Annotated in this window: 24 protein-coding genes, 1 tRNA gene and 1 pseudogene; 19 read left to right on the top strand and 7 right to left on the bottom strand. The window is 67.7% G+C overall.

From position 1 onward, the window contains the following. Positions 1-19: 19 nt before the first annotated feature. The 4 genes from yidC to rpmH are packed head-to-tail and all read right to left on the bottom strand — an operon-like array spanning position 20 to position 1,898. Positions 20-1,111 carry a membrane protein insertase YidC gene (gene yidC, locus IPJ61_RS14350; RefSeq protein WP_297108884.1) on the bottom strand — a complete coding sequence of 364 codons (1,092 nt, stop codon included), beginning with the start codon at positions 1,109-1,111 and terminating at the stop codon, positions 20-22. Further along, positions 1,112-1,405: a membrane protein insertion efficiency factor YidD gene (gene yidD, locus IPJ61_RS14345; RefSeq protein ID WP_297108881.1), complete on the bottom strand. Its 294-nt coding sequence runs from the start codon at positions 1,403-1,405 to the stop codon at positions 1,112-1,114. It lies immediately after the preceding gene. Then, positions 1,402-1,749 (bottom strand): ribonuclease P protein component, encoded by a 348-nt coding sequence (gene rnpA, locus IPJ61_RS14340; RefSeq protein WP_297108878.1) that lies wholly within the window; start codon positions 1,747-1,749, stop codon positions 1,402-1,404. Before rnpA ends, yidD begins: the two co-directional genes overlap by 4 nt. An 11-nt stretch (positions 1,750-1,760) precedes the next feature. Continuing rightward, positions 1,761-1,898 carry a 50S ribosomal protein L34 gene (gene rpmH / locus IPJ61_RS14335; protein WP_077686880.1) on the bottom strand — a complete coding sequence of 46 codons (138 nt, stop codon included), beginning with the start codon at positions 1,896-1,898 and terminating at the stop codon, positions 1,761-1,763. A 372-nt stretch (positions 1,899-2,270) separates the two neighbouring features. On the opposite strand from rpmH, the gene dnaA reads away from it, so the two are divergent. From dnaA to IPJ61_RS14300, 7 genes are all read left to right on the top strand, one after another. Further along, positions 2,271-3,623, top strand: a complete 1,353-nt coding sequence (gene dnaA, locus IPJ61_RS14330; RefSeq protein WP_297108870.1) for a chromosomal replication initiator protein DnaA — start codon at positions 2,271-2,273, stop codon at positions 3,621-3,623. A 739-nt stretch (positions 3,624-4,362) separates the two neighbouring features. Beyond that, a complete protein-coding gene (locus tag IPJ61_RS14325; protein ID WP_297108866.1) occupies positions 4,363-5,244 on the top strand; it encodes an ABC transporter ATP-binding protein in 882 nt (293 codons plus the stop codon). A gap of 4 nt (positions 5,245-5,248) precedes the next feature. Next, the gene (locus IPJ61_RS14320; protein WP_297108862.1) at positions 5,249-7,789 is read left to right on the top strand and encodes an ABC transporter permease; all 2,541 of its coding nucleotides are present in this window, start codon (positions 5,249-5,251) and stop codon (positions 7,787-7,789) included. A gap of 55 nt (positions 7,790-7,844) precedes the next feature. Beyond that, positions 7,845-9,017 (top strand): DNA polymerase III subunit beta, encoded by a 1,173-nt coding sequence (gene dnaN, locus IPJ61_RS14315; protein ID WP_297108859.1) that lies wholly within the window; start codon positions 7,845-7,847, stop codon positions 9,015-9,017. Positions 9,018-9,273: 256 nt separating this feature from the next. Then, complete coding sequence (gene recF / locus IPJ61_RS14310; protein WP_297108856.1) at positions 9,274-10,434, top strand: DNA replication/repair protein RecF; 1,161 nt, start codon at positions 9,274-9,276, stop codon at positions 10,432-10,434. A gap of 57 nt (positions 10,435-10,491) precedes the next feature. After that, a complete protein-coding gene (locus IPJ61_RS14305; protein WP_297108854.1) occupies positions 10,492-11,016 on the top strand; it encodes a DciA family protein in 525 nt (174 codons plus the stop codon). 155 nt (positions 11,017-11,171) lie between these two features. Then, positions 11,172-11,795 (top strand): SIMPL domain-containing protein, encoded by a 624-nt coding sequence (locus tag IPJ61_RS14300; RefSeq protein WP_297108851.1) that lies wholly within the window; start codon positions 11,172-11,174, stop codon positions 11,793-11,795. A gap of 141 nt (positions 11,796-11,936) precedes the next feature. Here IPJ61_RS14300 and IPJ61_RS14295 read toward each other — a convergent pair whose 3' ends face one another. Then, positions 11,937-12,347 (bottom strand): hypothetical protein, encoded by a 411-nt coding sequence (locus IPJ61_RS14295; RefSeq protein ID WP_297108847.1) that lies wholly within the window; start codon positions 12,345-12,347, stop codon positions 11,937-11,939. Between IPJ61_RS14295 and IPJ61_RS22280 the strand changes: the two are divergent. Beyond that, a pseudogene (locus IPJ61_RS22280) lies at positions 12,229-12,483 on the top strand (M23 family metallopeptidase); the annotation flags it as partial. The gene IPJ61_RS14295 and the pseudogene IPJ61_RS22280 overlap by 119 nt on opposite strands. Before the next feature lie 65 nt (positions 12,484-12,548). Further along, a complete protein-coding gene (locus tag IPJ61_RS14290; RefSeq protein WP_297108844.1) occupies positions 12,549-13,028 on the top strand; it encodes a hypothetical protein in 480 nt (159 codons plus the stop codon). Between the two features lie 38 nt (positions 13,029-13,066). On the opposite strand, the gene IPJ61_RS14285 is transcribed toward IPJ61_RS14290, so the two are convergent. Then, a complete protein-coding gene (locus tag IPJ61_RS14285) occupies positions 13,067-14,305 on the bottom strand; it encodes an alpha-amylase family glycosyl hydrolase (RefSeq protein WP_297108841.1) in 1,239 nt (412 codons plus the stop codon). A 245-nt stretch (positions 14,306-14,550) separates the two neighbouring features. Then, positions 14,551-15,285 (bottom strand): sulfite exporter TauE/SafE family protein, encoded by a 735-nt coding sequence (locus IPJ61_RS14280; RefSeq protein WP_297108839.1) that lies wholly within the window; start codon positions 15,283-15,285, stop codon positions 14,551-14,553. 250 nt (positions 15,286-15,535) lie between these two features. Between IPJ61_RS14280 and IPJ61_RS14275 the strand changes: the two genes are divergently transcribed. The 10 genes from IPJ61_RS14275 to IPJ61_RS14230 all read left to right on the top strand — a co-directional run bounded on the left by IPJ61_RS14275 (position 15,536) and on the right by IPJ61_RS14230 (position 25,661). Beyond that, positions 15,536-16,552 (top strand): serine hydrolase domain-containing protein, encoded by a 1,017-nt coding sequence (locus tag IPJ61_RS14275; protein ID WP_297108836.1) that lies wholly within the window; start codon positions 15,536-15,538, stop codon positions 16,550-16,552. Between the two features lie 253 nt (positions 16,553-16,805). Further along, positions 16,806-18,800: a DNA topoisomerase (ATP-hydrolyzing) subunit B gene (gyrB, locus tag IPJ61_RS14270; protein WP_297110940.1), complete on the top strand. Its 1,995-nt coding sequence runs from the start codon at positions 16,806-16,808 to the stop codon at positions 18,798-18,800. A gap of 45 nt (positions 18,801-18,845) precedes the next feature. Continuing rightward, complete coding sequence (gyrA, locus tag IPJ61_RS14265; protein ID WP_297108833.1) at positions 18,846-21,467, top strand: DNA gyrase subunit A; 2,622 nt, start codon at positions 18,846-18,848, stop codon at positions 21,465-21,467. Continuing rightward, complete coding sequence (locus tag IPJ61_RS14260; protein ID WP_297108830.1) at positions 21,460-22,194, top strand: DUF3566 domain-containing protein; 735 nt, start codon at positions 21,460-21,462, stop codon at positions 22,192-22,194. The genes gyrA and IPJ61_RS14260 overlap by 8 nt, the downstream gene beginning before the upstream one ends. A gap of 62 nt (positions 22,195-22,256) precedes the next feature. Then, positions 22,257-22,333: transfer RNA gene (locus tag IPJ61_RS14255), tRNA-Ile, on the top strand. A gap of 368 nt (positions 22,334-22,701) precedes the next feature. Beyond that, the gene (locus tag IPJ61_RS14250; protein WP_297108827.1) at positions 22,702-22,926 is read left to right on the top strand and encodes a helix-turn-helix domain-containing protein; all 225 of its coding nucleotides are present in this window, start codon (positions 22,702-22,704) and stop codon (positions 22,924-22,926) included. A gap of 508 nt (positions 22,927-23,434) precedes the next feature. Beyond that, entirely contained in the window at positions 23,435-23,788 is a 354-nt protein-coding gene (locus IPJ61_RS14245; RefSeq protein ID WP_297108824.1) for a hypothetical protein, read from the top strand. 19 nt (positions 23,789-23,807) lie between these two features. After that, entirely contained in the window at positions 23,808-24,695 is an 888-nt protein-coding gene (locus IPJ61_RS14240) for a hypothetical protein (RefSeq protein ID WP_297108821.1), read from the top strand. Positions 24,696-24,725: 30 nt separating this feature from the next. Continuing rightward, on the top strand, positions 24,726-25,451 hold the full coding sequence (locus IPJ61_RS14235; RefSeq protein WP_297108819.1) for a hypothetical protein: 726 nt from the start codon (positions 24,726-24,728) through the stop codon (positions 25,449-25,451). Positions 25,452-25,484: 33 nt separating this feature from the next. Next, on the top strand, positions 25,485-25,661 hold the full coding sequence (locus tag IPJ61_RS14230) for a hypothetical protein (protein ID WP_297108816.1): 177 nt from the start codon (positions 25,485-25,487) through the stop codon (positions 25,659-25,661). The last annotated feature ends 139 nt before the right edge of the window (positions 25,662-25,800 follow it).

Here is a 25,800-nt window from a genome sequence, read left to right as displayed (position 1 = left end):
CAGCGGCGGACCGCTCCTGTTAGTTCTTCTTGCGCGCCGAGCGGCTCTGCGACTTCGGCTGCTGCCGCTGAACGACCTGCTTGCCGTCCTCGTTCGTCCGAACGGTCTGCCGCGTCACCTGCTGCCGCACAACCTTCGGGACTTCGCCGTCGGCGGCGGGCGCCGCCGGACCCGGCTTGTTCGCCGAGCCCTTCTTGGAGCGACGGCGCTTCTCGTTGCGCGCCTCGATGATCGCCTGCGGGTCCTTGCCCTTCGCGAGCATCCGCTCCTCCCAGTCGATGAACGCCGGGGTGTTCGGCGCCGGGTTGTTGCGGATCAAAAGACCCTGCTGCGCCATGGTCCACAGGTTCGACGTCAGCCAGTAGACCAGCACACCGATGGGGAGCACCGCCGACGAGATCGCATACACGACGGGGAAGAAGTACAGCATCATCTTCTGCATCTGCGCAGCCTGGCCGGTCTGCGACTCCGGCGGCATGTTCTTGCGCGTCAACTGCAGCTGAGTCACGAAGAAGATGCCCACCATCAAGATCACGAGCAACACGCCGACGACCTGCGTCATGCCAAAGGTCTCGAACGGGAACGTGCGGTCAGCAAGCTTCACGGTGCCGAAGATCGTCGCATTCTGCAGCGACTCCACCAGCTGCGGGTTCTCACGGAAGAAGTACCCACGGACGTGACCTGACGACACACCTTCCAGCACGCGGAACAGCGCGATGAAGATAGGCATCTGCAGCAGCAGCGGCAGGCAGGAGGCCATCGGGTTGACGCCCTCCTCCTTGTATAGCTTCATCGTCTCCTGACCGAGGCGCTCCCGGTCGTGCCCGAACTTCTTCTGCAGCTCCGCCTGCTTGCCCGACAGCATCTGCATGTCGCGCGCGGAGTTGATCTGCTTCACGAACAGCGGGATGAGGATCGTGCGGATCGTCACTGTCAGCATCACGATCGACAGCGTCCAGTTCCAGCCCGACTCCGCGCCCAGCAAGGGCGTGAACAGCCAGTGGAAGAACACCACGACACCGGAGACTGCCCAGTAGAGGGGCTGCATCAGCGCGGAGCCCGCGGCCATGATGGAGTCCCAGATACTCAGCGTCACGAAAAGATCGACCACTTAAGCCACCTCAGCGCTCATTCGGGGACGAAGGTCCCCGGATTCATTTTCAACGTTTTGGGCCCAGGCCGCCGCTTCGGGCGTCTCGGGTACATAGTCGACGCCACCCATCGACCAGGGGTGGCATCGAATCAGGCGCCTCGCGATCAGCGCGCTGCCCTTGGCCGCACCGTGCACCTCCAACGCCTTCAGCCCGTACTCGGAGCAGGTGGGGTGGAACTTGCACACGTCGCCGTAGGCGGGGGAGATGAACTTCCGCCAGCCTTTGACGAACAAGATCAGGAGATGCTTCATGCGGCGGCCCTCGCCGTCGCTCGTCGCCAGGCCGAGGCCAGGTCGTCGGCAAGCCTCTCGGGATGCGACGATGCGTCCGGCAGTGCGCGCACCACGACGTCGCGCCGGGACGATAGGTCGAACTGGCCGGACAAGTGCCGGAGCCGCCGCTTGACACGGTTGCGCTCGACGGCGTTGCCGACCTTCTTGGAGACAACAAAACCCACCCGGGTGAACTCGGGTGGATCTTGGTCGTTCCGTCGGATCATGTGCACCACGACGGTAGGCGTCGCCGCCCGGGCACCACGTCTGACGGCCTGGCCAAAGTCGCTCGGCCGTTTCAGACGGTGTGGGCCCGGCAGCACGAGGCTTCAGCTCAGGCCGACAGCTCGACGCGGCCCTTGCGACGACGGGCGCTCAGGATGGAGCGGCCGGCGCGGGTGCGCATGCGGGCGCGGAAGCCATGGGTGCGGCTGCGGCGGCGATTACTCGGCTGGAAAGTGCGCTTGCTCACTTGGGATTACTCCCTCTTGTTCGAAGAGTTGACAGCTGCCCGGGTAGGGCATGGGGAAGTGGCCGCCGTAAACAGCGACTGGTCAACGATACGCGGCAAGGCCCAGGGAAACCAAACCGACGCCGGGTGAACTGGCGAACTAAGCAAATTACACGCGTGTAGTCCAGCCGACACGCCGTCGACCCGCGACATCCACCTTGCGCAGGTGCCCCCAGGGCCACTAGCTTCGTATCTTGCGCTGAGGTTGTCCACAAGGCAGTGGCGCGAAGGGGCGTGTGCGTCATAGTTATACCCTGTTGTGGACAACCCTGTGGAAGGGTGACGAAACTATAGAGGCGGGGGCGCGGCTGGCCGTCTGGGAAGCGAGGACACGTGACAGACTCGCCGACGCCGGAACTAGGCAAGCTGTGGAACGACGTCGTCTCTTCTGTCGATCTCGCAAGTCGCGCATGGCTACGGCGAACGCAACCTCTCGACATACACGGCAGCACCCTGATGCTCGCCGTCGCCGATGAGACGACCCGCGACAGGATTGAGTCCAAACTCCGCGCCCAGGTCCAGGAAAAGCTCAGCGCGATCTGTGCACAACCCATGTACCTCGCCGTCATGATCAACCCCGATCTGGTGCTCGAGGAGGTCGTAGAGGCCCCCGAACCGACGGATCTCCCTCCGCAGCCGATGCTTCCGCGCACCCTTCCGCAGGAACTCCGGCTGAATCCGCGCTACACGTTCGAGTCGTTCGTCGCCGGATCATCCAACCGCTTTGCGCACGCCGCCGCCGCTGCCGTCGCCGAGACGCCCGGCAAGTCGTACAACCCGCTGATGATCTACGGCCCCTCCGGCCTGGGCAAGACACACCTCCTCCACGCCATCGGCCACTACGTGAGCTCCTACTACGAGCAGCTCCGGGTCAAGTACGTGTCGACGGAGGAGCTCACCAACGACTTCATCAACGCGATCTCCTCCAACCGGACGGCCGAGTTCCGCAGTTCGTACCGCGACGTCGACGTCCTGCTTGTCGATGACATCCAGTTCCTGGAGTCGAAGATCCAGACGCAGGAGGAGTTCTTCCACACGTTCAACACGCTGCACAACGCGCAGAAGCAGATCGTGATGACGTCCGACCGGCCGCCGAAACTGCTGGAGGCACTGGAACCCCGGCTGCGTTCACGGTTCGAGTGGGGTCTCATGACCGACATTCAGCCGCCCGACCTCGAGACGCGCATTGCGATCCTCCGGAAGAAGGTCGCCTCGCAGCGCCTTACCGCCGGCTCCGAGGTGCTGGAACTGATCGCGTCGCGCATCCCGACGAACATCCGCGAGCTTGAGGGCGCGCTGACAAGGGTTGCGGCGCTCGCGAGCCTCAACCAGCAGGAGATGACGGTCGCTCTCGCGGAAGAGGTCCTCAACGACCTCATGCCCCAGGACGCCTCGCCCGTCGACGCCGAGACCATCATGGAGTCCTCCGCGCGATACTTCGGCATCTCGCACGACGACCTGACCGGCTCGAGCCGGGTAGCAAGTATCGCGTCGGCCCGCCAGATCGCGATGTACCTCTGCAGGGAGCTGACGGACCTGTCGCTGCCGAAGATCGGCGCCAAGTTCGGTGGCCGTGACCACTCGACGGTGCTGCATGCCGTCCGCAAGATCAGCGAGAAGATCGGCGTCGATCGTGCCCTTTACACCCAGGTCACGGAGCTGACGAACCAGATCAAGCAGTCGTAGGCCGCCCCACCGCTGGTTGAGCCGGCGCACGAGGCGCAGCCGGGTCGGCGTGATCGCGCTTCGCGCTGCAACGCCTTCCTTGGCCTCGGCAATCGAGCAAGCTCGATTGCTCTCAGCCTTCGTCGGCGTGTCGAAGCCAACGAACCGGCGCCGGCTTCACGGACTCGCGTTCATGAACCAGGTGCCGGTCTATTGGTTTCACTTCGACACGACCGCGGGGCTCCGCCCTTCGCGTCGGCTCAGTACGGCGCGACACGGGCGCTCGTTCCTCGCCGCGCGGCTCAACCAGCGGTACGCCGGATCAGGTGTCCACAGCGGTGGGGATATCCCTCCGGGCACGGGTGTGGACGGAGCTGTGGACAACTTCGAACCTGAGAACCGTCCACAAATCCTCCACGTGTAGTTTTCGGTTCGTCCACAGGCGGTCCACAGGCCTGATTCGCTTCTGACAACGGTTTACATCGGTTATCCACGCCGTCAACAGGCGTTACTACTAGTTCTAGAAGACATCTACCTGAAAAGAACTCAAAGTCACCCTTGTGGGCAACTCGACCGTCCGTCGAGGTGCTAGCTCTCCTGTCCGGGGCGCGGGCGTCCCGACAGATGGGCGTGCGTGGCCGTGAGGAGAGGGCCAAATAGCATGCAGATGCGCGCGTAGGGGACGGATGAGCATCGAGAACCGCCGGAAGTTGATGGAGCGAAGACGCGGGTCGATCCGCCCGGACCGCCTCGGAGACACATGTGTACGGTGGGGCGCGTGATCGTCGCAGCTCGGGGCAAGGGCCTCACCAAAACCTATGGCTCCGGCGACGCCGTCGTGACGGCACTGGACGGCGTCGACTTCGAGATCGTCCAAGGCGAGTTCACCGCGATCATGGGACCTTCTGGTTCCGGCAAGTCGACGCTCATGCATCTCCTGGCGGCCCTCGACACCCCGACGGCGGGTGAGGTCTGGATCGGCGAAACGGCCGTCGGCTCGCTCGCCGACACCCCGCTCACGAAACTCCGCCGCGAGCGCGTCGGGTTCGTGTTCCAGGCGTTCAACCTCGTGCCGACACTCACGGCGCGCGAGAACATCCTCCTGCCGCTGTCCATCGCAGGGAAGGCCGTCGACCAGGAGTGGTTCGACCGCATTGTCGACGTCCTCGGTCTACGCGACCGGCTGACGCACACGCCGTCGGAGCTGTCCGGCGGGCAGCAACAGCGCGTGGCATGCGCGCGGGCGTTGATGAACCGGCCCGACATCGTCTTCGGCGACGAACCCACCGGCAACCTCGACTCGACCTCCGCCGCCGAGGTCCTCACCTTCCTCCGCCGCAGCGTCAACGAGTTCAACCAGACCGTGGTCATGGTCACGCACGACGCGCACGCCGCCAGTTACGCGGACCGCACCGTCTTCCTGTCCGACGGTCGCATCGTCGACGAGCTGCGCAACCCCTCCCACGCGGACCTGCTGAGCGCCATGGCCCGGCTCTACCCATCGCCGTTCACGCTGGAGGAACCAGCGCCGGTCGGCATCTACCGCGACGGCGGAGCTGTTCCGGCGCGCCGCGAGGACTGGCTCGACGACATCGAGAGCACGGCCGAACGCTCCATCGCCCGCCGCGCACTCCTGGACTGACCGCATGCTCCGCGCCACGTGGAAGTCCCTCTGGGCACGCAAGATCCGGCTCTCGCTGAGTGCACTTGCCATCGTGCTCGGCGTCGCGTTCGTCGCAGGCTCGCTGATGTTCACCGCGATGCTGCGCGACGGCCTCGACTCCCTGCTGAAGGGCTCGTTCGGCGACGTCAACGTGATCGCCGAAGGTGCAGGGATCGAGGCCCTCGCCACACCGCGGCTGCTCACCCAGGCGGACGCCGACGCCATCGCTGCCGTCCCGGGAGTAGCCCGTGCGACGGGGATCGTGTCCAGCTACAGCGTGTTCCCCCTAGCTGCCGACGGTTCGCTGCTCGCCTTCCCCGGCACCCCCGGAGTGGCGACCAACTGGCACGACACCCCTGCCGCTGGCGGCCAGACGGGGCCGCGCATCGTCGACGGGCGCGCACCCGCGGCCGACGACGAGGTCGTCATCGACCCCGCCACCGTCGCGCGCGGCGGGCACGCCATCGGCGACGACGTCCGCGTCGCGACCCCGCTCGACGGCATCCGCAGCTACCGGCTTGTCGGGACCGGCACCTACGGCGCGGGCGCTACCGCGGGCTCCAGCTACCTGTTCTTCACCCTCGACGAGGCCCGCGCCATCGCAGCGAAGGGCGCCGACGGCTACACCGGCATGTGGCTCCAGGTCGCCGACGGCGCATCCGTCGACGGCGTCGCCGCCGCCGTCGACGATGTCCTCCCCGACGGTTTCGAGGCGACAACCGCCGAGCGGCTCGCCGACAACACCGCGGAACGACTCGACGTCGGGCTGGGTTTCGTCAACATCCTGCTGCTCGTGTTCGCGGGGATCGCGCTGATCGTCGCGTCGCTGCTGATCCTCAACACGTTCTCCATCCTGATTGCGCAGCGCGCCCGCGAACTCGCCCTCTTGCGTGCCGTCGGCGCCACGCGACGTCAAGTGCTGACCTCCGTGCTGCTTGAGGCGCTTGTCATCGGCGTGATCGGTGCCACCATCGGCCTGGTCGTCGGCTACGGCCTCGCCTGGTCGATCCTCGGCGGAATGCGCGCTTTCGGCCTCGACCTCGGCCCGGTCACCCCGCAGATCAGCTGGCAGGCGACCGCCGCCGGGTACGCCGTCGGGGTGGTCATCACGCTGCTCGCGGCGCTGTCGCCGGCGCGCCGCGCGTCCTCCACCCGCCCCGTCGAGGCCCTTGCCGCCGTTGACAAGGGTCCGGAGCGGCAGGGGGCGACGCAGTACGTCGGGATCGGGCTGATGGAGCTGGGCGCGGCGGGCGTGGTGTGCGCGGTGCTGCTGCCCATCGACGCCCCGTTCGTCTGGCTGGGCGCAGGGGCCGTGCTGCTGCTCGTCGGCGCCGTGCTCGCCACCGCAGCGGTCGGCCGGCCGCTGGTCTGGGCCTGCGGCCGGGTGTTCCGTCGGGTGTTCGGCGAGGTCGGGCGGCTCGCCGAACTCAACTCCGTACGCCAACCGCGCCGTACGGCGGCCACGGCGGCGACCCTGATGATCGGCGTCGCGCTCGTCACCACCGTCGCCATCGTCGCGGCCAGCACCACCGCCTCCGTAGAGCGCCGCCTCACCTCCGACCAGCGTGGCGACTTCGTCATCGCCCCTGTCGGCTACGAGCCGTTCGACGCCCGCATCGTCGCCTCCGTCCAGCAGATCGACGGCGTGTCCGCGGCCTACCCGTTCTTCCGTGGCCCCGCACGCATCGGCGACGCGGACATCCAGCTCGGCGGGGCGTCCGCGGAGGCCCTCGAGCGCGGCAGCAGCCTGCGCGTCACCGCCGGATCGCTGCACGCCGACGGCGACGCCCTGCCCGCGCTCGTGTCGTCGGATCTCGCCCGCGACCAGGGGCTTGCCATCGGTCGCATCGTCGACATCAGTGGCCCGGTCGGCGAGATCCAGGTGTTGATCACCGGCATCCAGGGTGGCGGCTCCACGCCCAGCCTCGGCGACGTCGTCGTCACCCCCGAGACGTTCGCGGAGGTCACCGACGCTTCCCGCATCCACAGCCTCACCGTGTTCCTCGCCGACGGCGCCGACCGCGAGGCCGTGCGCGCCGCGTTGAAGGACGTCGTCGCGGACATCCCGACGGCGGCCGTCTCGGACGTCGCGGAGTTCGCCCAGGCCCGCGTCGACCAATTCGGGCAGCTGTTCGGCGCCATCTACGCGCTGCTCGCGCTGGCCATCGTGATCTCGGTGCTGGGCATCGTGAACACGCTCGGCCTCTCGGTGATGGAGCGGGCGCGCGAGGTCGGCCTGCTGCGCGCCGTCGGCCTCACCCGGCCTCAACTCCGGCGCATGGTGACGTTGGAGGCGGTGATCGTCGCGCTGCTCGGCGCCGCGCTCGGTGTCCTGCTCGGGCTTGCGCTAGGACTTGCCCTTGCCTCGCTCCTCGATGAGACGGGCGTCGATGTGGTGAGCGTGCCCTGGGCCCTGCTCGGGCTGTTCGTCGTCGGCGCGGCCCTCGCAGGCGTGATCGCCGCGGTCGGACCGGCAGGCAGGGCGGCGCGGGCGAGCGTCATCGACTCGATCGCCGTCGAATGATCACCGACACCCCGGCTATGATGCTGGGCGATACCGACTTTCAAAGGGGAACCTCGTGAAGATTCGAGTTGAGCGAGACGCGCTGTCCGATGCGGTGGCATGGGTGGCGCGCAGCCTCCCCAGCCGCCCGACGGCGCCGATCCTCGCCGGGATGCTGCTGGAGGCCGACGCCAGCGGGCTGACGCTCAGCAGCTTCGACTCGACGACGTCGGCGAAGGTCACCGTGCCCGCCAACGTGACCGACGAGGGCACCGTGCTGGTGTCCGGTCGGCTGCTGAACGAGATCGCGCGCTCGCTGCCGAACAAGCCCGTCGAGCTGAACGCCGACCACAGCAGGGTCGAGCTGACCTGCGGCCAGGCGCGGTTCACGCTGCAGACGCTGCCGGTCGAGGAGTACCCGACGCTGCCGGACATGCCCACCCAGACCGGCGTCGTCAATGCCGCCGAGTTCGAACGCGCCGTCGGCCAGGTTTTCGTCGCCGCCGGCCGCGACGAGCTGCTGAACGTGTTCACGGGCGTGAAGGTGGAGATCGATGGCGAACACCTCTCCCTACTGGCCACCGACCGCTACCGAATGGCGCTCAAGGAGCTGACCTGGAACCCGGCACGGCCGGACGTCGAGGGCAGCGTGCTCGTGCCCGGCAAGGTGCTTGCTGACACCGCGAAGTCCATGACCAGCGGCGAGACGGTGACCATCTCGCTGTCGACCACGGAGTCCGAGGGCGAGGGCCTCGCGGGCTTCATCGGCGAGGGCGCGAAGGGCTCGCGGGAGGCGACAACGCGCCTGCTCAGCCAGTCGTTCCCGAAGGTGCGCCACTTGATGGACGTGCAGGCGAGCGTCTCCGTGCGCGTGTCCACGGCGGACCTGCTCGCCGCTGTGAAGCGTGTCGCGCTAGTCGCCGAGCGCAACACCCCGCTCCGGATGCGCATCAACGAGGACCACATCACTCTCGAGGCCGCGACCGGCGACCAGGCGCAGGCTTCTGAGGCGCTCGAGGCGCAGGTCGACATCGTCGGCGACGAGCAGTCGATCACGGACGCGGGCTTCAACCCGCACTACCTGCTCGACGCCCTGACCGCTGTCGACGCTCCGTTCGCGCACTTCTCGTTCACGCTTCCTGGCAAGCCCTGCCTCATCATGGGTCTGGCAAGCATCGACGCCGACCCGCTCGGCGACTACCGCCACGTGATCATGCTGATGCGCCTCCCGGTCGAGAACGCTGGCTGATTCACGCTGGCTGAGCCGGGCCGCGAGGAACGAGCGCCCGTGTCGAAACCAATGAACTGGCGCATTTCCATGGACTGCCAACAGCTCATTGGTTTCGACACGCCGACGAAGGCTGAGAGCAATCGAGCTTGCTCGATTGCCGAGGCCAAGGAAGGCGTTGCAGCGCGAAGCGCGATCACGCCGGACTCGGCTGGCGCCTCGTGCGGCGGCTCAACCAGTGGTGATCGGTCCGGCTCAACCAGCAGTTAGGTGACCGATGTTCGTGACGGAGCTGTCGCTTACCGACTTCCGCAACTATGAGAGCGCGACGCTCCAGCTGAGCGACGGCGTGACGGTGTTCGTCGGCGCCAACGGGCAGGGCAAGACCAACCTTGTCGAGGCCGTCGAGTACCTCTCCACGATGTCGTCGCACCGGGTGTCCTCGACGGCGCCGCTGATCCGTGCGGGGACCGAGTCGGCCGTGCTGCGGGCGAGGGTCCAGGCGGGTCGCGACGACCCGCGCCTGATCACGCTCGAGCTCGAGGTCACCACCGGCAGGTCCAACGTGGCTCGCCTCAACCGCGCACCCCTGCAGCGTCCGCGCGACCTGATCGGCGCGCTACGCACCGTCGTCTTCTCGCCCATGGACCTCGCCATCGTGCGCGGCGACCCGTCGGACCGACGCGGATGGCTCGACTCGCTCGTCGTCACGCGCTGGCCGCGCATGGCAGGCGTCCGGCAGGACCTTGACCGCGTCCTGAAGCAGCGAAATGCCTTACTAAAGGCGATGTCCGGCCGGTCTCGCGTACCAAGCGGAGGTGACGAGGAGGTCACGCTCCAGGTGTGGAACGAGCAGCTCGCGGCGATCGGCGCGGAGCTCCTTCACGCCCGCCTCGACACGCTCGCAGACGTCCTCCCTCACGCCCAGCGCGCGTACGAGACCATCGCCCCGGTCAACAACCAGGTCACCGCCACCTACAAGACCGCGCTCGAAGTCAACCGCGCCCGGGAGGCCGACGACATCCGCGAGGGTCTGCGAAGGGAACTGCTCGACGCGATGGAGCGGCGTCGACGCGACGAGATCCAGCGCGGCGTCACCCTCGTCGGGCCGCAACGCGACGACGTCGACCTCCGCATCGGCGCGCTGCCCGCGAAGGGCTACGCGTCGCACGGAGAGTCGTGGTCGTTGGCGCTCGCGCTGCGCCTTGGCGGCTTCATGCTCGTGCGCGACGACGGCGTCGAACCGGTGCTCGTCCTCGACGACGTGTTCGCCGAACTCGACACGTCGCGTCGGGAGCGCCTCGCGGGCGCGGTCGCCGACGCCGAGCAGGTCCTGATCACCGCCGCGGTCGGCGCCGACGTCCCCGACTTCCCTGCCGAGCGTCGTTTCCGGGTCGACGCAGGCTCCGTCACCGATGAGTTGAATAAGGAACTGTAAGTTTTACAGTAATTTACACTTCATTTACACATCGCTCCGTGTCGTAGGCTCTTTCGGGTGAGCGAACCGCACGATCCGACGGGCCTGGACCTGGCCTCCGAGATCGCGCGCGCAACGGTGGAGGCGTCGGAGTACGGTGTCGTGCTTCCCGAACCTGCGCCGTCGAGGACACCCCGGCGGCGGGAACGCGTCACGGAGCAGCAGCGCTCGGGTGCGCACCCGGACGAGCGAGACCCGCAGCTGATCGGCAATGTGCTCGACCAGGTCGTCGCGGAACGCGGTTGGAAGCGACGCATCTCGCTGTCGACGGTGCTGCGGCGCTGGCCCGAGCTCGTCGGCGAGGCGAACGCGGAGCACGCCCGCCCCGTCCACTACGACAACGGCGTCCTGCTCGTCGACTGCGACACCACCGCCTGGGCGAGCGCGATGAAGTTTCACGCCTCGAAGCTCGTCGCGCGCCTGAACAAGGAACTGGGCGAGCGGACCGTCACCCGGGTCGAGTTCCGGGGCCCGCAGGCGCCGTCGTGGAAGCGGGGCCCGCGATCGGTGGCCGGCCGAGGCCCGCGCGACACCTATGGCTAACTACCGCTGGTTGAGCCAGACCCCTGCGCGAAGCGCCGGGTCCGTGTCGAAGCCAATGACTGACGCATGTCCATGGACTGCCAATAGTCATTGGTTTCGACACGGGCGTTCCTTCGTCGCGGCCCGGCTCAACCAGCGGAACGTACACTTCCGACATGAAGATCACCGTCACGGGCAATAGCCAAATGACACTGCCGGCCGAGTGCGTCGCGGTGTCGCTCAGCGCCGGGTTCACCGGCTCGGACCGCGCGGCGGTCGTCACCGACACCGCTGCTCTCCTCGAGCGCCTGCGTGCGCGGCTCGACGACGCCGTCGCCGACGGCCGCGGGCGCGACGTGCGCCTATCCTCGCTGCGCACCTGGACAAGCGTCGGAGACGACAGACGCGGCAGGGTCCGGCACGTCGCGGAGGTGCGCGGTTCGTTCGTCCTCGACGACCTCAGCACCGTCGGGCCGCTGCTCGGCGAGCTCGCCGGGATCGACGGCGTGCAGATCGGCAACCTCGAGTGGCAGCTCACTGACGAGACGCTCAAGGCCATCCAGCCGGACGTCCTCAAGGCCGCCTTCACCCATGCGGTGCAGCGCGCGGAATGGATCGCCGCAGCGGCCGGGCTCGGCACCGTCGAGGCCGTCGCCATCCGCGACGACGCCCCACCGCGGTTCGCGCGCCCGATGATGGCGCGCGCGATGATGGCCGACTCCGCCGCCCCATCGATCGACCTGGACCCGGAGGATGTGGACGTGTCCGTGATATTGAACGTAGATTTCGACGCGCGCTGAGATTAAGATAGGCCTCCTTGGTTCAGGGGGGAACATGAAACGCAGCCTGGTGGGGGCCGTCGTTGCTGTGACCGTCGCATGTGCGTCGGTGAGTGCGCTTCAGTGGAGCGATGGCGACGAGACACTTCTCGCTTTACCTAGTCACGAGCCGACGGCGTCCGTCACGCCGGCGGCTGTTGGCGCGCGCGCCGCGCCGCGCGCGCTGATCTCGCCGGAGGTCACGCCGTCAACCGGCCTCTTCGACCCGTTCTCCGCGCAGACACCGGACGTTATCCAGGGCGACAATCCGTCCGTGGTCCCGCTGCCCGCCGCGCCGTCGAGCATCGACACGTCGCGGGTCGGCAAGGTGGGCACAACCAAGGGTGATGAGCTGCTCGCCGTGCCGCTGTCCGGCGGCCGTAAGACATCGCGGTTCGGGCTGCGATTCCACCCCATACTCCACATCTGGAAGCTGCACACCGGCCTCGACTTCGCCGCGCCGTGCGGCACCGCCGTCGGCGCAGCGGCCGACGGCGTCGTCGTACGCACCGGCTGGGCGGGCGGCAACGGCATCCAGGTCAAGGTCGATCACGGCGCGCTCGGCGGGCATCGCGTGGTCACCACCTACAACCACTTGTCGTCCGTAGGCGTGAGCGTCGGCCAGCGGGTGAAGGCGCTCGACGGTGTCGGCCGCGTCGGCAACACCGGCTACTCGACGGGTTGCCACCTGCACTTCGAGGTGATCGTCAACGGGAACTTCACAGATCCCGAGCCGTGGCTGAACGGCAAGGCCACCGTCGTCGACCTGTCGAAGATGGGTTCGGCGACACCGACGCCATCGCCGAGCGCGTCCCCGTCGCCCAGTGCGTCCCCTTCCCCTTCCCCTTCCCCTTCTCCTTCTCGGTCTCCGTCCGCATCGCCATCGCCCAGCGCGTCGCCGTCACCGAGTCCTTCGGAGAGCCCGAGCCCGTCGCCTTCGCCGTCGAAGTCACCATCGCCGAGCCCGTCACCATCGCCGAGCCCCTCGGAGAGCCCGTCTCCCTCGCCGTCGCCGAGCGAGTCTCCTTCGCCCACTCCTTCGGAGAGCGAGTCGCCGTCGGAGAGTCCTTCGCCGTCCCCGTCCGAGGAACCGTCGCCGAGGGAGTCGGCGAGCGAGTCACCCAGCGTGGCCCCCGAGGAGCCGACGACATCGGCGTCGGCGAGCAAGACGGCTGCACAGTCAGCGGAACCCGAGTCAGACCGGGAAGAGTCTGAGTCGACCCCGGCCGATTGAGGTCGGCCAGCGGCAGGGCTCAACCAGCGTTGGTGGTCCAGAGGATGGCGCCGGCGGCGTCGCGAACCACAACCGACGGTGCGCCCGCCAGGTTCAGCTCGACCTGGATCGCGTCGTCGCCTGAGAAGCTGCGATAGGTCAGCTGCTCGTTGGTCACCTCGAGGCGTTCGGTGCGGGCGTGCACCAGCCAGGGGTGGCGGCGACGCAGGCCGATCAGCTCCTTGTGGACCCGCAGTACGGGCTCGCCGAACGGCAGCAGCTCTGCCGGGGTGTCCGGGAACGGCGGGCGGACGGCGTCGTCGCCTGCGGCCATCTCCTCCTTCACGCCCGTGAAGCCCTGCTCGTCGCCCGCGTAGATCGACGGCGTTCCCCCGACCGTCATGAGGATCGCGAGCGCGACGACGGCGAGGTCCGCCCCCACCGTCGAGGCGATGCGGGTGACGTCGTGGTTGCCGACGAAGGTGTTGGGGACGAACGCATCGAGGAGAGCGTTGTGCCTTGTCAGGCACCAGTCGAGTTCGAAGAAGTTGCGGTCCTTCAGGCTTGACCAGATCGCCTTCCACAGCTCGTACTGCGTCACGGAGTCCACCGTCGACGACGTGACGAATGCGGGGTAGTCGCCGTGGATGACCTCGCCGAGGATCCACGCGCCCGGATGGCGTTCGCGAACACGGGGAAGGGTGCGCGCCCAGAAGGAGGGGTCGACGGAGTACGCCGCGTCGAGGCGCCAGCCACTCGCGCCGCGATCAAGCCAGTGGATCATGACGTCGGCGACGAGGTCAGCGGTGCGGTCCGCGTCGTGGTTCAGCCGGGCGAGCGCGCCGTGCCCCTCGAAGACCCGTGGTGCGGGTCCGCCCGGGGCGTCCCAGTCGATGTCGAACAAGGCGGCGGCCTCGCTCCCGGGACCTTCGGCGAGCGCGCGGCGCAGCTCGGGGTGCCCGGACCCGACGTGGCTGAACACGCCGTCGAGCAGGAGATGCAGGCCTCGCTCTCGGCAGCCGGCGACGAGATCGTCGAAGTCCTCGTCGCCGCCGAGCCGCGGATCGATGCGGGAGAAGTCGAGGGTGTCGTAGCCGTGGGCCTCGGAAGCAAAGATGGGCCCGAGCAGCAGCCCGGACGCGCCGAGTTCGACGGCGTAGTCCAGCCAGTTCAGCAGTCGCCGCAGCCGCGGGGCCGGCGTGTGCTCGTCCCGGATCGGCGCCCCGCAGAACCCAAGCGGGTAGACGTGCCACCAGATCGTGTGGTCAACCCAGTTCATCTCGACTCCTCCACCTCGGTGCGAATGTGGCCAGCCTAGGGCCATCGTTCCCTGAGGATGCGCCGCGCGCGGACCAGCGCCGAGTGGAGAACGCTGCGGCGCCGTCTCGAAGGGTCCGCAGCCCCTGCGATGGTGGTCTGCCGTAGTTCCTGCCTCGTCTTTCGGACCTTTCGACTCGGCCCCGGCGCTTCGCGCGGGGGGCCGGCTCAAGGAACGTAGCTAGGGAAGCATTGATCAATACGTCCCTAGAGGACCAGGAGGGCGACGGCGGCGAGGACGGATGTGAGCAGCGTGATGATGTCGAACGCGCGCTGAGGGACCTTGCCGATGATCGCGATGCCGATCGCGGTGCCCACCAGAACCACGGGGACGAGAACGGCCGACGTCGTCAGTACCCGGGGCGTGAACAGGCCCAATGAGGCGCTCAGCGGGACCTTCGACACGTTGATGATGAAGAAGTACCAGGCGCCGGTGCCGAGAAAGCGCAGCTTCTCGACCTTCGCCAGTTGCAGGTACAGCGCCATGATCGGGCCCGCGGCATTGGCCGTCATCGTCGTGAAGCCGGCGAGGACGCCGGCGCCGAGCGACAGGGCGCGGTGCGGGGGGCCGTCATCGGTGGCCGCCCTGCGGTTGGCGGTGAGCTGCCAGACGAGCTGGATCAGCACGAACGCCAGCAGGAACCAGCCGATGGCACGCTTCAGGAGCAGGTCGTCGACGACCGACAGGAACCACGCGCCCAGCAGCAGCCCGGGCAGGACGGCGGGCAGCAGCGCCCGGAGCAGGCGCCAGTCGGCGGCCTTCCTGTATCGCAGTACGGCGACGACGTCGCCGACGATCAGCAACAGGAGCGCTGCCGCCGTCGACTCCTTCGTCGGCATCGCGAGCGCCAGCATCGCGACGGCAACCGATCCGAGCCCGCCGAAGCTCGTCTTCGCTACCCCGACAAGCAATGCCGCGGCACCGAGCAGCACCCACTCCATAAACCCTCCTTCACCGCTGGTTGAGCCCGTCCGCGAGGAACGAGCGACGGTGTCGCACCGTACTGAGCCGACGCGCAGGGCGGAGCCCCGCTGTCGTGACGAAGTGAAACCAATGGACTGGCGCCAGTCCTTGGTCCGGTCCGCCAGCCTATTGGTTCGGCAACCGACGGACGGAGCGCCCCCGCGGCGGAGGCGCGATCGGTCGGCCCGCAGGGGGCGCTTTTTGGTCGCGACAGTGTGAGAATGGGTCATGATCACGCTCGACGCCGCCGCCATCGACGCCGCCGCTGCCACCAACTCGTTCTCCGGCGTCGTGACGGTCGAGGTCGCGGGCGAACGCGCGTTCGAGCGCTGCTATGGACACGCGCACCGCGGGTACGGCGTGCCGGTCACCGCAGGAATGCAGTTCGGGCTGGCCAGCGGCAGCAAGGCCTTCACCGCGCTGGCCGTGTTGCGTCTGGTGGAGGACGGCACGCTGCGCCTCGACCAGCCGGCGCGCGAGATCCTCGGCGACGACCTCCCCCTCATCGACGACGCGGTCACCATCGAGCACCTGCTCGGGCACACTTCGGGCATCGGCGATTACCTCGACGAGGACGGCGACTGGGAGGTCGACGACTACGTCTTCACTCTCCCCGTCCACACCCTCACTTCGGCGGCGGCGTTCCTGCCCGCGCTCGAGGGGTTCCCGCAGAAGTTCGCGCCCGGGGAACGGTTCTCGTACTCCAACGGCGGCTACATGGTGCTGGCGGTGATCCTCGAGCGCATCACGGGCGAGGTGTTCCACGACGTCGTCACGCGTCTGGTCCTGGAGCCGGCCGGCCTCGCCGACACCGCGTACCTGCGCCTCGACGAGCTTCCGGGTTCGGCGGCGACGGGGTACGTCTTCGACGAGGGCAATCGGGCCAACACCCTGCACCTGCCGGTCCTCGGCAACGGCGACGGCGGCGCGTTCAGCACGGCCGCGGACCTACACAGGTTCTGGCTGGCGCTGCACGCCGGGCGCATCGTTTCGCCCGCGACGGTGGCGACGATGGCGACCCCCCGCGCTGACGTTCCCGAGGAGGGCATGCGCTACGGCCTCGGCCTCTGGCTGCACGCGACCGGCCCCGCGACGGTCATTGAGGGCTACGACGCGGGCGTCTCGTTCCGCTCCACCCACATCCCCGGCGCGGCGACGACGGCGACCGTGCTGGGCAACAGCTCAGAGGGGGCTTGGCCCGTGATCGGCGTCGTCGCTGACGCCGTCGACGCCGCCCTGGCCTGAATCGGCGTTCTGCCGCCCTGAGGGACCCAGAGGGGTAGGGGGCCACGGGCTGCGCCCCACGGGATCGGCCAGACGGGCACTCTGGGCGTTCTATCGATGGTTTCACGGGCGCGCGGCGTCGTCAGAACCGGGCATGACCGGGTATGATGAGTCGGTCACCGACGCCGGGGTACCCGGCGTCCGTTTGTGTGAACAGGAGATATGTGTGTCTGACGACCTGCAGGTAGGCGACGGTTTCGACCCCATCGAGCGGATGGAGGGGCTCCAGGACTCGGCAGACAACACAGTGACCGGCAGCTACGACGCCGACCAGATCTCCGTCCTTGAGGGCCTTGAGGCGGTGCGCAAGCGCCCGGGCATGTACATCGGCTCCACCGGCGAGCGTGGCCTGCACCACCTGGTCTACGAGATCGTCGACAACTCCGTCGACGAGGCCCTCGCCGGCTACTGCGACTCGATCGAGGTCGAGCTCCTGAACGACGGTGGGGTGCGCGTCACGGACAACGGCCGCGGCATCCCCGTCAAGGAGCATCCGGTCGAGAAGATCCCGACGGTCACGCTCGTGCTGACCGTCCTCCACGCGGGCGGCAAGTTCGGCGACGGCGGCTACAAGGTCTCCGGCGGCCTCCACGGCGTCGGCTCCTCGGTGGTGAACGCGCTGTCGGAGAAGCTGATCGTCGATGTCCGACGCGACGGCTTCCGCTTCCAGCAGACCTTCCACCTTGGCGTCCCTGTCACTGAGCTCGAGCGTCTCGAGGCGACCGACGAGACCGGAACCACCATCACGTTCTACCCCTCGCAGGACATCTTCGAGACCACCGACTTCAGCTATGACACGCTCGCCACGCGTTTCCGCGAGATGGCCTTCCTGAACAAGGGGCTGCGGATCAGCATCGTCGACCTGCGCGACGATCATCTCACCGTCAACGAAGAGGGCGAGCCCGAGCGCCGCGCGGACGAGTTCATGTACCCCGGCGGCCTGCGTGACTACGTGACGTACCTGTCGACGGCGAAGGAGCCCATCCACCCCAGCGTGATCGACGTCGAGGCTCACGCTCCTGACCAGGGGATGGGCGTCGAGATCGCCATGCAGTGGAACGTGAGCTACACCTCCAGCGTCCACACGTTCGCCAACACCATCAACACGCACGAGGGCGGCACCCACGAGGAGGGCTTCCGGGCGGCGCTGACGAACACCGTCAACCGCTGGGGCGACTCGTGGGGTCTCATCAAGAAGCGCGAGGACCGCGTTTCCGGCGACGACATCCGCGAGGGCCTGACCGCCATCGTCTCCATCAAGGTCGCCGAGCCGCAGTTCGAGGGCCAGACCAAGACCAAGCTCGGCAACACCGAGGCCAAGAGCTTCGTGCAGCGGGTGCTGAACGACCGCCTCGGCGACTGGTTCGAGCGCAACCCCGCGGAGGGCAAGGAGATCATCCGCAAGGCGCAGTCGGCGGCGCAGGCGCGCATCGCGGCCCGCAAGGCGCGCGACATGGCTCGCTCCCGCAAGGGCCTCCTCGGCGGCTCGGGCCTGCCGGGCAAGCTCGTCGACTGCCAGTCGACCAACCCCGCCGAATGCGAGCTGTTCATCGTCGAGGGCGACTCCGCCGGCGGCTCGGCCCGCGGCGGCCGCGACCCGAAGACGCAGGCGATCCTGCCCATCCGCGGCAAGATCCTGAACGTCGAGAAGGCGCGCATCGACAAGATCCTCGCCAACAAGGAGGTCGAGGCGATCATCAACGCGCTCGGCGCCGGCATGCAGGAGGACTTCGACCTCGACAAGCTGCGCTACCACAAGCTCGTGCTGATGGCTGATGCCGACGTCGACGGCGCACACATCCGCACGCTGCTGCTGACGCTGCTTTTCCGCTTCATGCGTCCGATGATCGACGCCGGTCACGTCTTCCTCGCGCAGCCGCCGCTGTTTCGCCTTCGGTGGAGCAACGCGCCGCACGAGCTGGCCTACAGCGACGCCGAGCGCGACGCCCTCCGCAACGACGGCCTCGCCAACGGCAAGAAGCTGCCGCAGATCAACCCGATCCAGCGCTACAAGGGCCTCGGCGAGATGAACGCCGAGGACCTGTGGGACACCACCATGGACCCCGAGAATCGGATCCTGCTCCAGGTGACCCTCGAGGACGCGGCCGCCGCGGACCAGATGTTCTCCATCCTGATGGGTGAGGACGTAGAGCAGCGCCGCACGTTCATCCAGCGCAACGCCCGCGACGTTCGCTTCCTCGACATCTGAGCCCCGGCTCCGCCCATCCAAGAGTGACGAAAAGGTACATCCCGCATGGCTGACGACACCGACGACAAGACCACCCTCACCGGGCGTGTCGACCCGATCGACCTCCAGCACGAGATCCAGAACTCCTACCTCGACTACGCGATGAGCGTGATCGTCGGGCGCGCGCTGCCCGACGTCCGCGACGGCCTGAAGCCGGTGCACCGACGCGTGCTCTACGCGATGTGGGACGGCGGCTATCGTCCCGACCGCGGCTGGAACAAGTGCTCCCGCGTCGTCGGCGAGGTGATGGGCCTCTACCACCCGCACGGCGACACCGCGATCTACGACACCCTCGTACGCCTCGCTCAGCCGTGGGCGATGCGCCACACGCTGGTCTCTGGGCAGGGCAACTTCGGCAGCCAGGGCAACGACAAGGCCGCGGCCATGCGGTACACCGAGTGCAAGATGGCGCCGCTCGCCGTCGAGATGGTGCGCGAGATCGAGCAGAACACCGTCGACTTCCGCCCCAACTACGACAACCGCGAGGAGGAGCCGGTCGTCCTGCCCGCCCGGTTCCCGAACCTGCTGGTCAACGGCTCCACCGGCATCGCCGTCGGCATGGCAACCAACATCCCGACGCACAACCTGCGCGAGGTCGGCGCGGCCGTGCAGTGGGCGCTGGAGCATCCCGACGCCTCGCGCGAGGAGCTGCTCGAGGCTGCGATGCAGTACATCCACGGCCCCGACTTCCCCGGCGGCGGCCTGATCGTCGGCCGCCAGGGCATCGAGGACGCCTACCGCACGGGTCGCGGCTCGGTGGTCATGCGCGCCGTGATCGACATGGAGGAGGACGAGAAGGGCCGCCAGCTGCTCGTCGTCACGGAGTTGCCGTACATGTGCAACCCGGACTCGCTGGCGCTGCGCATCGCGGAGCTGGTGAACTCCGGAAAGCTCACCGGCATCGCCGACATCCGCGACGACACCTCCGCCCGTACCGGCACCCGCCTTGTCATCGTGCTGAAGCGCGATGCCCAGCCGCGCGTCGTCATGAACAACTTGTACAAGCACACGGCGCTGCAGGATACGTTCGGCTGCAACATGCTGGCCATCGTCGATGAGGTCCCGCGCACGCTGCGCCTCGACCAGTTCATCTCGCTGTGGCTCAAGCACCAGCTCGAGGTCATCCGCCGTCGCACGCAGTGGCAGCTGGAGGAGGCCGAGCGGGCCGCGCACCTGGACCGCGGCCTGGTGAAGGCGCTGAACGCGCTCGACGAGGTGATCGCGCTGATCCGGGCGAGCAGCACGGCCGACGAGGCCAATCTCGGCCTGCAGGAGTTGCTCGGAATCGACGAGCTGCAGGCCCGCCACATCCTCGATACCCAGCTGCGCCGCCTGGCGTCGATGGAGATCCAGAAGATCATCGACCGGCTTGCCGAGCGGGAGGCCCAGATCGCCGACCTTAAGGCCATCCTGGCCGACGAGGCCCGCCAGCGCACGATCATCTCCACCGAGCTGCAGGAGATCGTCGATAAGTACGGCGACGAGCGCCGCACCCGGATCGTCGCGGCCGACGGTGACTTCTCCGAGGAGGACTTCATCCCCAACGAGGACGTCGTGGTCACCATCACGCACGGCGGTTACGCCAAGCGCACCCGCGCGGACCAGTACCGCGTCCAGAAGCGCGGCGGCAAGGGCGTTCGCGGTGCGACGCTGCGGGCAGACGACGAGGTGCAGCACCTCTTCACCACGACCAACCACCAGTGGATCCTGTTCTTCACGAACTTCGGTCGGGTGTACCGGGCGAAGGCGTGGCAGCTGCCGGAGTCGGGCCGTGACGCGAAGGGCGGCCATGTCGCCGGGCTGATGAACTTCCTGCCCGACGAGAGGATCGCGCAGGTGCTGACCATCAACGGCTACGACGACGCCCCCTACCTACTGCTGGCCACGAAGCACGGCCTTGTGAAGAAGACGGAGCTCAAGGCCTACGACTCGCCGCGCCAGGCAGGTGTCATCGCCATCAACTTCCGCGAGGAGGGCGACGAGCTCATCGGAGCGGCGCTGGTGTCGTCGGACGACGACGTGCTGCTGATCTCACGCAAGGGCCAGGCCATCCGGTTCCAAGCCGATGACTCGCAGCTACGCCCCATGGGCCGCGCGACGTCGGGCGTGACCGGCATGAAGTTCCGCGACGGCGACCAGCTGCTGAGCATGGCGGTGCTGCGTGCCGACGAGGACTACGCCGACCAGTACGTGTTCACGGTGACCGATGGGGGCTTCGCGAAGCGCACCGCCGTCGACGAGTACCGCCAGCAGGGCCGCGGTGGCCTCGGTGTCAAGGCCATGAAGCTGAACGAGGATCGCGGGCAGCTGGTCGGTGGCCTGATCGTCGGCGAGGCGGACGAGGTGATGGCCATCAAGGTCTCCGGACAGGTCACCAGGTCGGCCGTCACGGACGTCCCCGTGAAGGGCCGCGACACCATGGGCGTGAAGTTCGTGGGGGTCAAGGGAACCGACGCCGTTGGTGCGATCGCCCTCTACCCCGAGTCTGATTCCGATGAGACCACCGGCCCAGATCAGGCGAATGGTGACGCGGAGAGCGACGCTCCTGTGGGGGGAGAGGGTAGCGTAGGGGGCGACGTCGCCAGCCAGGTGACCGAGCCGACCACCGAGGAGATCGCCGATGAGTGAGAACTCACCGCGCTGGCCGGGATCGAACGGAGCCCCCGGGCTCGACTTCTCCCCGTACCGCACGCCCGCCGACGAGACGCAGCCCTTGGCCGCTGTCGACCGCCCGGCAGTCCCGGTGGGGGCGCCTGCGGAGGCGCCTGCGGGTGCAGCCGGTTCGGCTCGCGCAGGTGCTGCCGGCGTGGCCGCTGCGGGTTCTGCGAGTGGTCCGGCGTCGGAGGCGACCCAGGCGTGGTCGGCCGCTCCGGTGACCGAGCCGATCCCCGCCCCTGTCCCGACGGAGTCCCTCCCGACGGCGTCAGCGTCGGCCCCGGCGGCCGAGCAGCGCCCCGCGACGCGTGCTCCGCGCCCGGCGCACCGGACGCGCAAGGCGCGCCTGCGCCTGGCCCGCCTCGATCCATGGTCTGTGATGAAGACGACGTTCCTCTTCTCGATCGCGTTCGGCGTGATGATGGTCGTCGCGACGTTCGCGCTGTGGTCGGTCCTTGCCGGCTCGGGCGCGTTGGAGTCGCTGAACACGTTGATCAACACCTTGATCAGCAGCGAGCAGGAGGGCGGCTCGTTCAAGATCGAGGACTACCTGAGCGTGCAGCGCATCCTCGGGTTCTCGGTCGTGGTCGCCGCGATCGACGTCGTGATCATCACTGCGGTCGCGACCCTTTTCGCGTTCCTGTACAACCTGTCGGCAGTCGTCATGGGCGGACTGGAGGTTACCCTCGCCGAGGACTGACTCCCTAGCCAGCGTCGGTTTGCCCCTCGACGCTGAGCGCGATAGAGTTTCTCCTCGGTGACGGGCCTATAGCTCAGACGGTTAGAGCGCTGCCCTGATAAGGCAGAGGTCACTGGTTCAAGTCCAGTTAGGCCCACCAACATGAAAACCCCTGTTTGCCAGGGGTTTTGCTGTATCTGGACGCTGCCTGACGGTCTATTCCTGGTCCTCGTGGGACCTGTGTGGGACAGTGGTTCGGGCCACTTGCGCCCCATTGGATCGGCATGGACCATCGTGTAATCTGGGTTGTAGCCCGAAATGAAGGGCTAGGAAGGCGCAGCTGACAGGCCGCGTCGGCCCCGTTCGCAGCGGGGCGTCGGATCTGCCAGGAGCTCGGGTAACCCCCGGGGGAGGCGGACGAGGTTCCGAAGAGCGACGGCCCCACCCGGGGCACGCGCCCCAGACGACCGGCGACACGGTCAGGTGGTAGCGGTCACTCAGTAGAGCGATGCTCCTGAGGAACCCAAAATGTCACGATCCACCCACACGTCCAACGTGCTTGTTGAAGACGAGCTGCGCGCCTACCCGATCGACGAGGTCGTCGACCGCCTCGGAGTGTCGAGGTCCACCGTCAAGCGGATGCTGGACGCAGGCGAACTCAAGACTCTCCTGCCGCGTCGCAAGGGAACGCCTATCCGGATCACGGCGCGCAGCCTGCGCGCGCTGTTTGAGGATGCCGAGGCCCGTCGGTGATTGCCGCGATCGTGGTCGGCCCGGAATCCCGGATCTCCCGCATCAACTGTGTACCCACGGCGAGCCATGCCTGTGGGCAGTCTCAGCCCATTCCCGTCTTGACTTGGGCTTACGCGCGCACGGAGGGCGCGAGTTACCGCACCGGCAGCCCCTTCGTGGGTACACAGTTGCGGGTACACACTTTGCGCACTCCGCACCAACCGTGTACCCACACCAACCCCGTTGCAGCACCTGAAATGCCTGGTCACGACGCGATTCTTCCCGTCGCATCCGGGTACACGGTTGCGGGTACACACTTTGCGCCCCGTGACACCAACTGTGTACCCACACAGCCCGTCGCCTCACCCGACCTGTCCGATCGCCCGTAGAAACAGAGCGATCCCGCCGGGCGGCAGCCCGACGGGATCAGAAAGACCTGGAAGTCATGACCCACTTTACCAGCGAGCCACCGCCAGTCCAGCCCCGCCGTGACAACCGGCGTGAGCGTTACCGCGGTCGCCGCTATCGCATGTTCAAGTTCTCGATCCCCTTGGGCAGCCTGAATCCTGCAGCTGCGTTGCAGCAGCTTCGCAGCAACCTGGACGACATCAAGACCGTCGCCGACTTCGTCGCCGTCCCCCACGTGCGTGACGCCGCAGAGGCACACCTCCAGGGGGCTTTGCGGTGCAGCACTCCGTTGACGTTGATCGAGGCCGGACATCGACTCGGCTTCGACGCCGAGGTCAAGTTGCTGACCGGTCGGGGTGCATTCGAGGCTTTCGCCAACTACTTGACCCACTCCGATCCCGTCGAGCAGGCGAAGGGCAAGGCCCTCTACGACCGGTCCGGAGTTCATCGTCTCGCGCCAGCGCATCTGGGCTGACGTTGATTTCTGGCTAGAGATGCGTTCCCGTCGCCTGGAGCGTCTGGAGCGTCTGGAGCGGCGCGAGTGGCCGCTGCGCCCGCTTGCCCTGATGGATGACGAGCTGACCCCCGACCAGGTGGCGATCCGGTTCCCGATCACGTGGGCGATGCACGGCCACAAGCTTGCGCCGCTGGCGGGCGAGCGTGCTCGGGCACTCAAGCGCGAGGAAGATCGAGTCAAGTTCGAGCAGCGGCTGGCATGGGAGCAGTCACCTGCCGGCCAGAGGGCCCTCCACGAGGCCGAGGCGGCCGCTGAAGTGGAGCGGCTGGGGCGCGAGCGCGCCAAGGCTGAGGCGGCGGAGAAGGCAGCTCAGGAGGCTCGCCAGAAGGCCGCTGAGGCGGCTGAGGAACGGCGTCGGTACGAGGAGTCTCCCGAGAGGATCGCGGAGCGCCAGAGGGCTGCTGAGACGGCTGGGCGCGACGGTTTCGTGGCTATGGCCCGCGTTTCGGTGGGGGTGTCCAGGGAGCCTCTACTGATGTCGTGGGTGGAGCGCCTGGATTGTGAGAATCGCGCGTCGTGCGGATGGTCTGTCGATGATCTCCGGGCCGAGTTCGCGCATGGTTCGTTCACCTGGCTGGGTGCCGCGATGCTGGCCGCTTGGGCCTACGACGTGCCGTTCGACGACGGCGATTGTGCTGAGGAACTCCGTGCCGAGCTGGCCGATTTCCGGCGCGAGCTGGAGCAGGTTCCCAGTGAGATCGCCCGCCTCGAATACCAGGCGGCTGAGGGCAACCAGGACGCCCTCGCGCAGGCCGTGCGGCGGCGCGAGCAGTACGCCCGGTTCCCCGATCTCGTCCCGTTGCCGAGCCCTCGTCACGACTTGGCGCGGGCCGCGAAGAAGGAACTCCTCGCTGCCGTCCGGTAGGCGAGGTCAACCAAGGAAAGGACGCTCGACGTGAGCATCGAAAACAAGTACACCAACGAGGTTCAGGGGCTGTCTGCGGAGGCCCTGGCTGAACAGGCTGAGCGGGTCGAGGCGATCAAGGCCGAGACCGCTTGGCGGAAGAAGAATCAGGCCAAGATCGACGCCGGGATCGTGGCCCGCGCCGAGGCCAAGGACGAGGGTTCCAAGCGCTGGATGGAGGAACTCCGCAAGGAGGTCATCGGCGAGCTGCGCCGGGCCGAATCGGTCAAGAAGATCGTCCCCGAATCGGCCCCGAAGAAGGCAGCCGAGCCGGCCGATTCCAAGGCCGATCAGCGGCCCATTCAGGCCGCTGCGCAGGCCCCCCGCAGGGCGGCCAGCAGCAGGCCGGAATCACCCCGCAGAACATGGCGGGACGGCCGTGATTCGGTCCCGTTTCACCCCCTCGATGGCGCGCCTGTCGAGGGTGAATCCCCGCCCTCTGGGCAGGGGCAGCACCCCACCCGAGGCCCCCGGTGGGGCGTCGGTGTAGGTCCTGATCTGCCACGCCGCGCCCCGGCCGAGCCCTCCGCAGGAGTCCCCCGGAAGGGCCCCGGTCAAAGTTCAGGCGCAGCCGGTGGAGCGCAGCTCCAGAACTTTGACTTTACGAGGCTAAAGCCGAATCAGGTGTCCAGGGGGGCGAAGCAGGGTCCCGGGGCACATGAGGCGGCTGCGGCACGTCACCGGGTGGAGAGGCGAAGCAGAGGCTCCACCCGGTGATGGGTCGCCCGAACGAAGAGGAGGTCTACGACGATGAGTGAGGCAGTCAGCCGGGCCGGGTTCAACGTGCGGCACCTGCGGCACGGCCAGTCCGGCACGAAGGCGGATCGCGCGTCGCTGCTCCACGAGTCCATGCGCGAGCTGGACTCGAGGGCAGCGAAGTTCTACGCGACAAGAACCCGAACATCGTCGCCGCTGACACCGCCCTGAACGTGACGATGGTCAACGACGGACAGGGCGGGTTCCGGCGCGCCAAGTCGACCAAGGAGGTGCTCGACTACGGCGACGCCAGGATCGGCACTCAGCAGAACCCGAAGGACGAGGATCGGGTCGGCAACACTGGACGGAT

It is taken from the genome of Tessaracoccus sp., assembly GCF_016714275.1.
GTDB lineage: Bacteria > Actinomycetota > Actinomycetes > Propionibacteriales > Propionibacteriaceae > Arachnia.
This window is presented reverse-complemented; position numbering and strand designations above follow the sequence as displayed.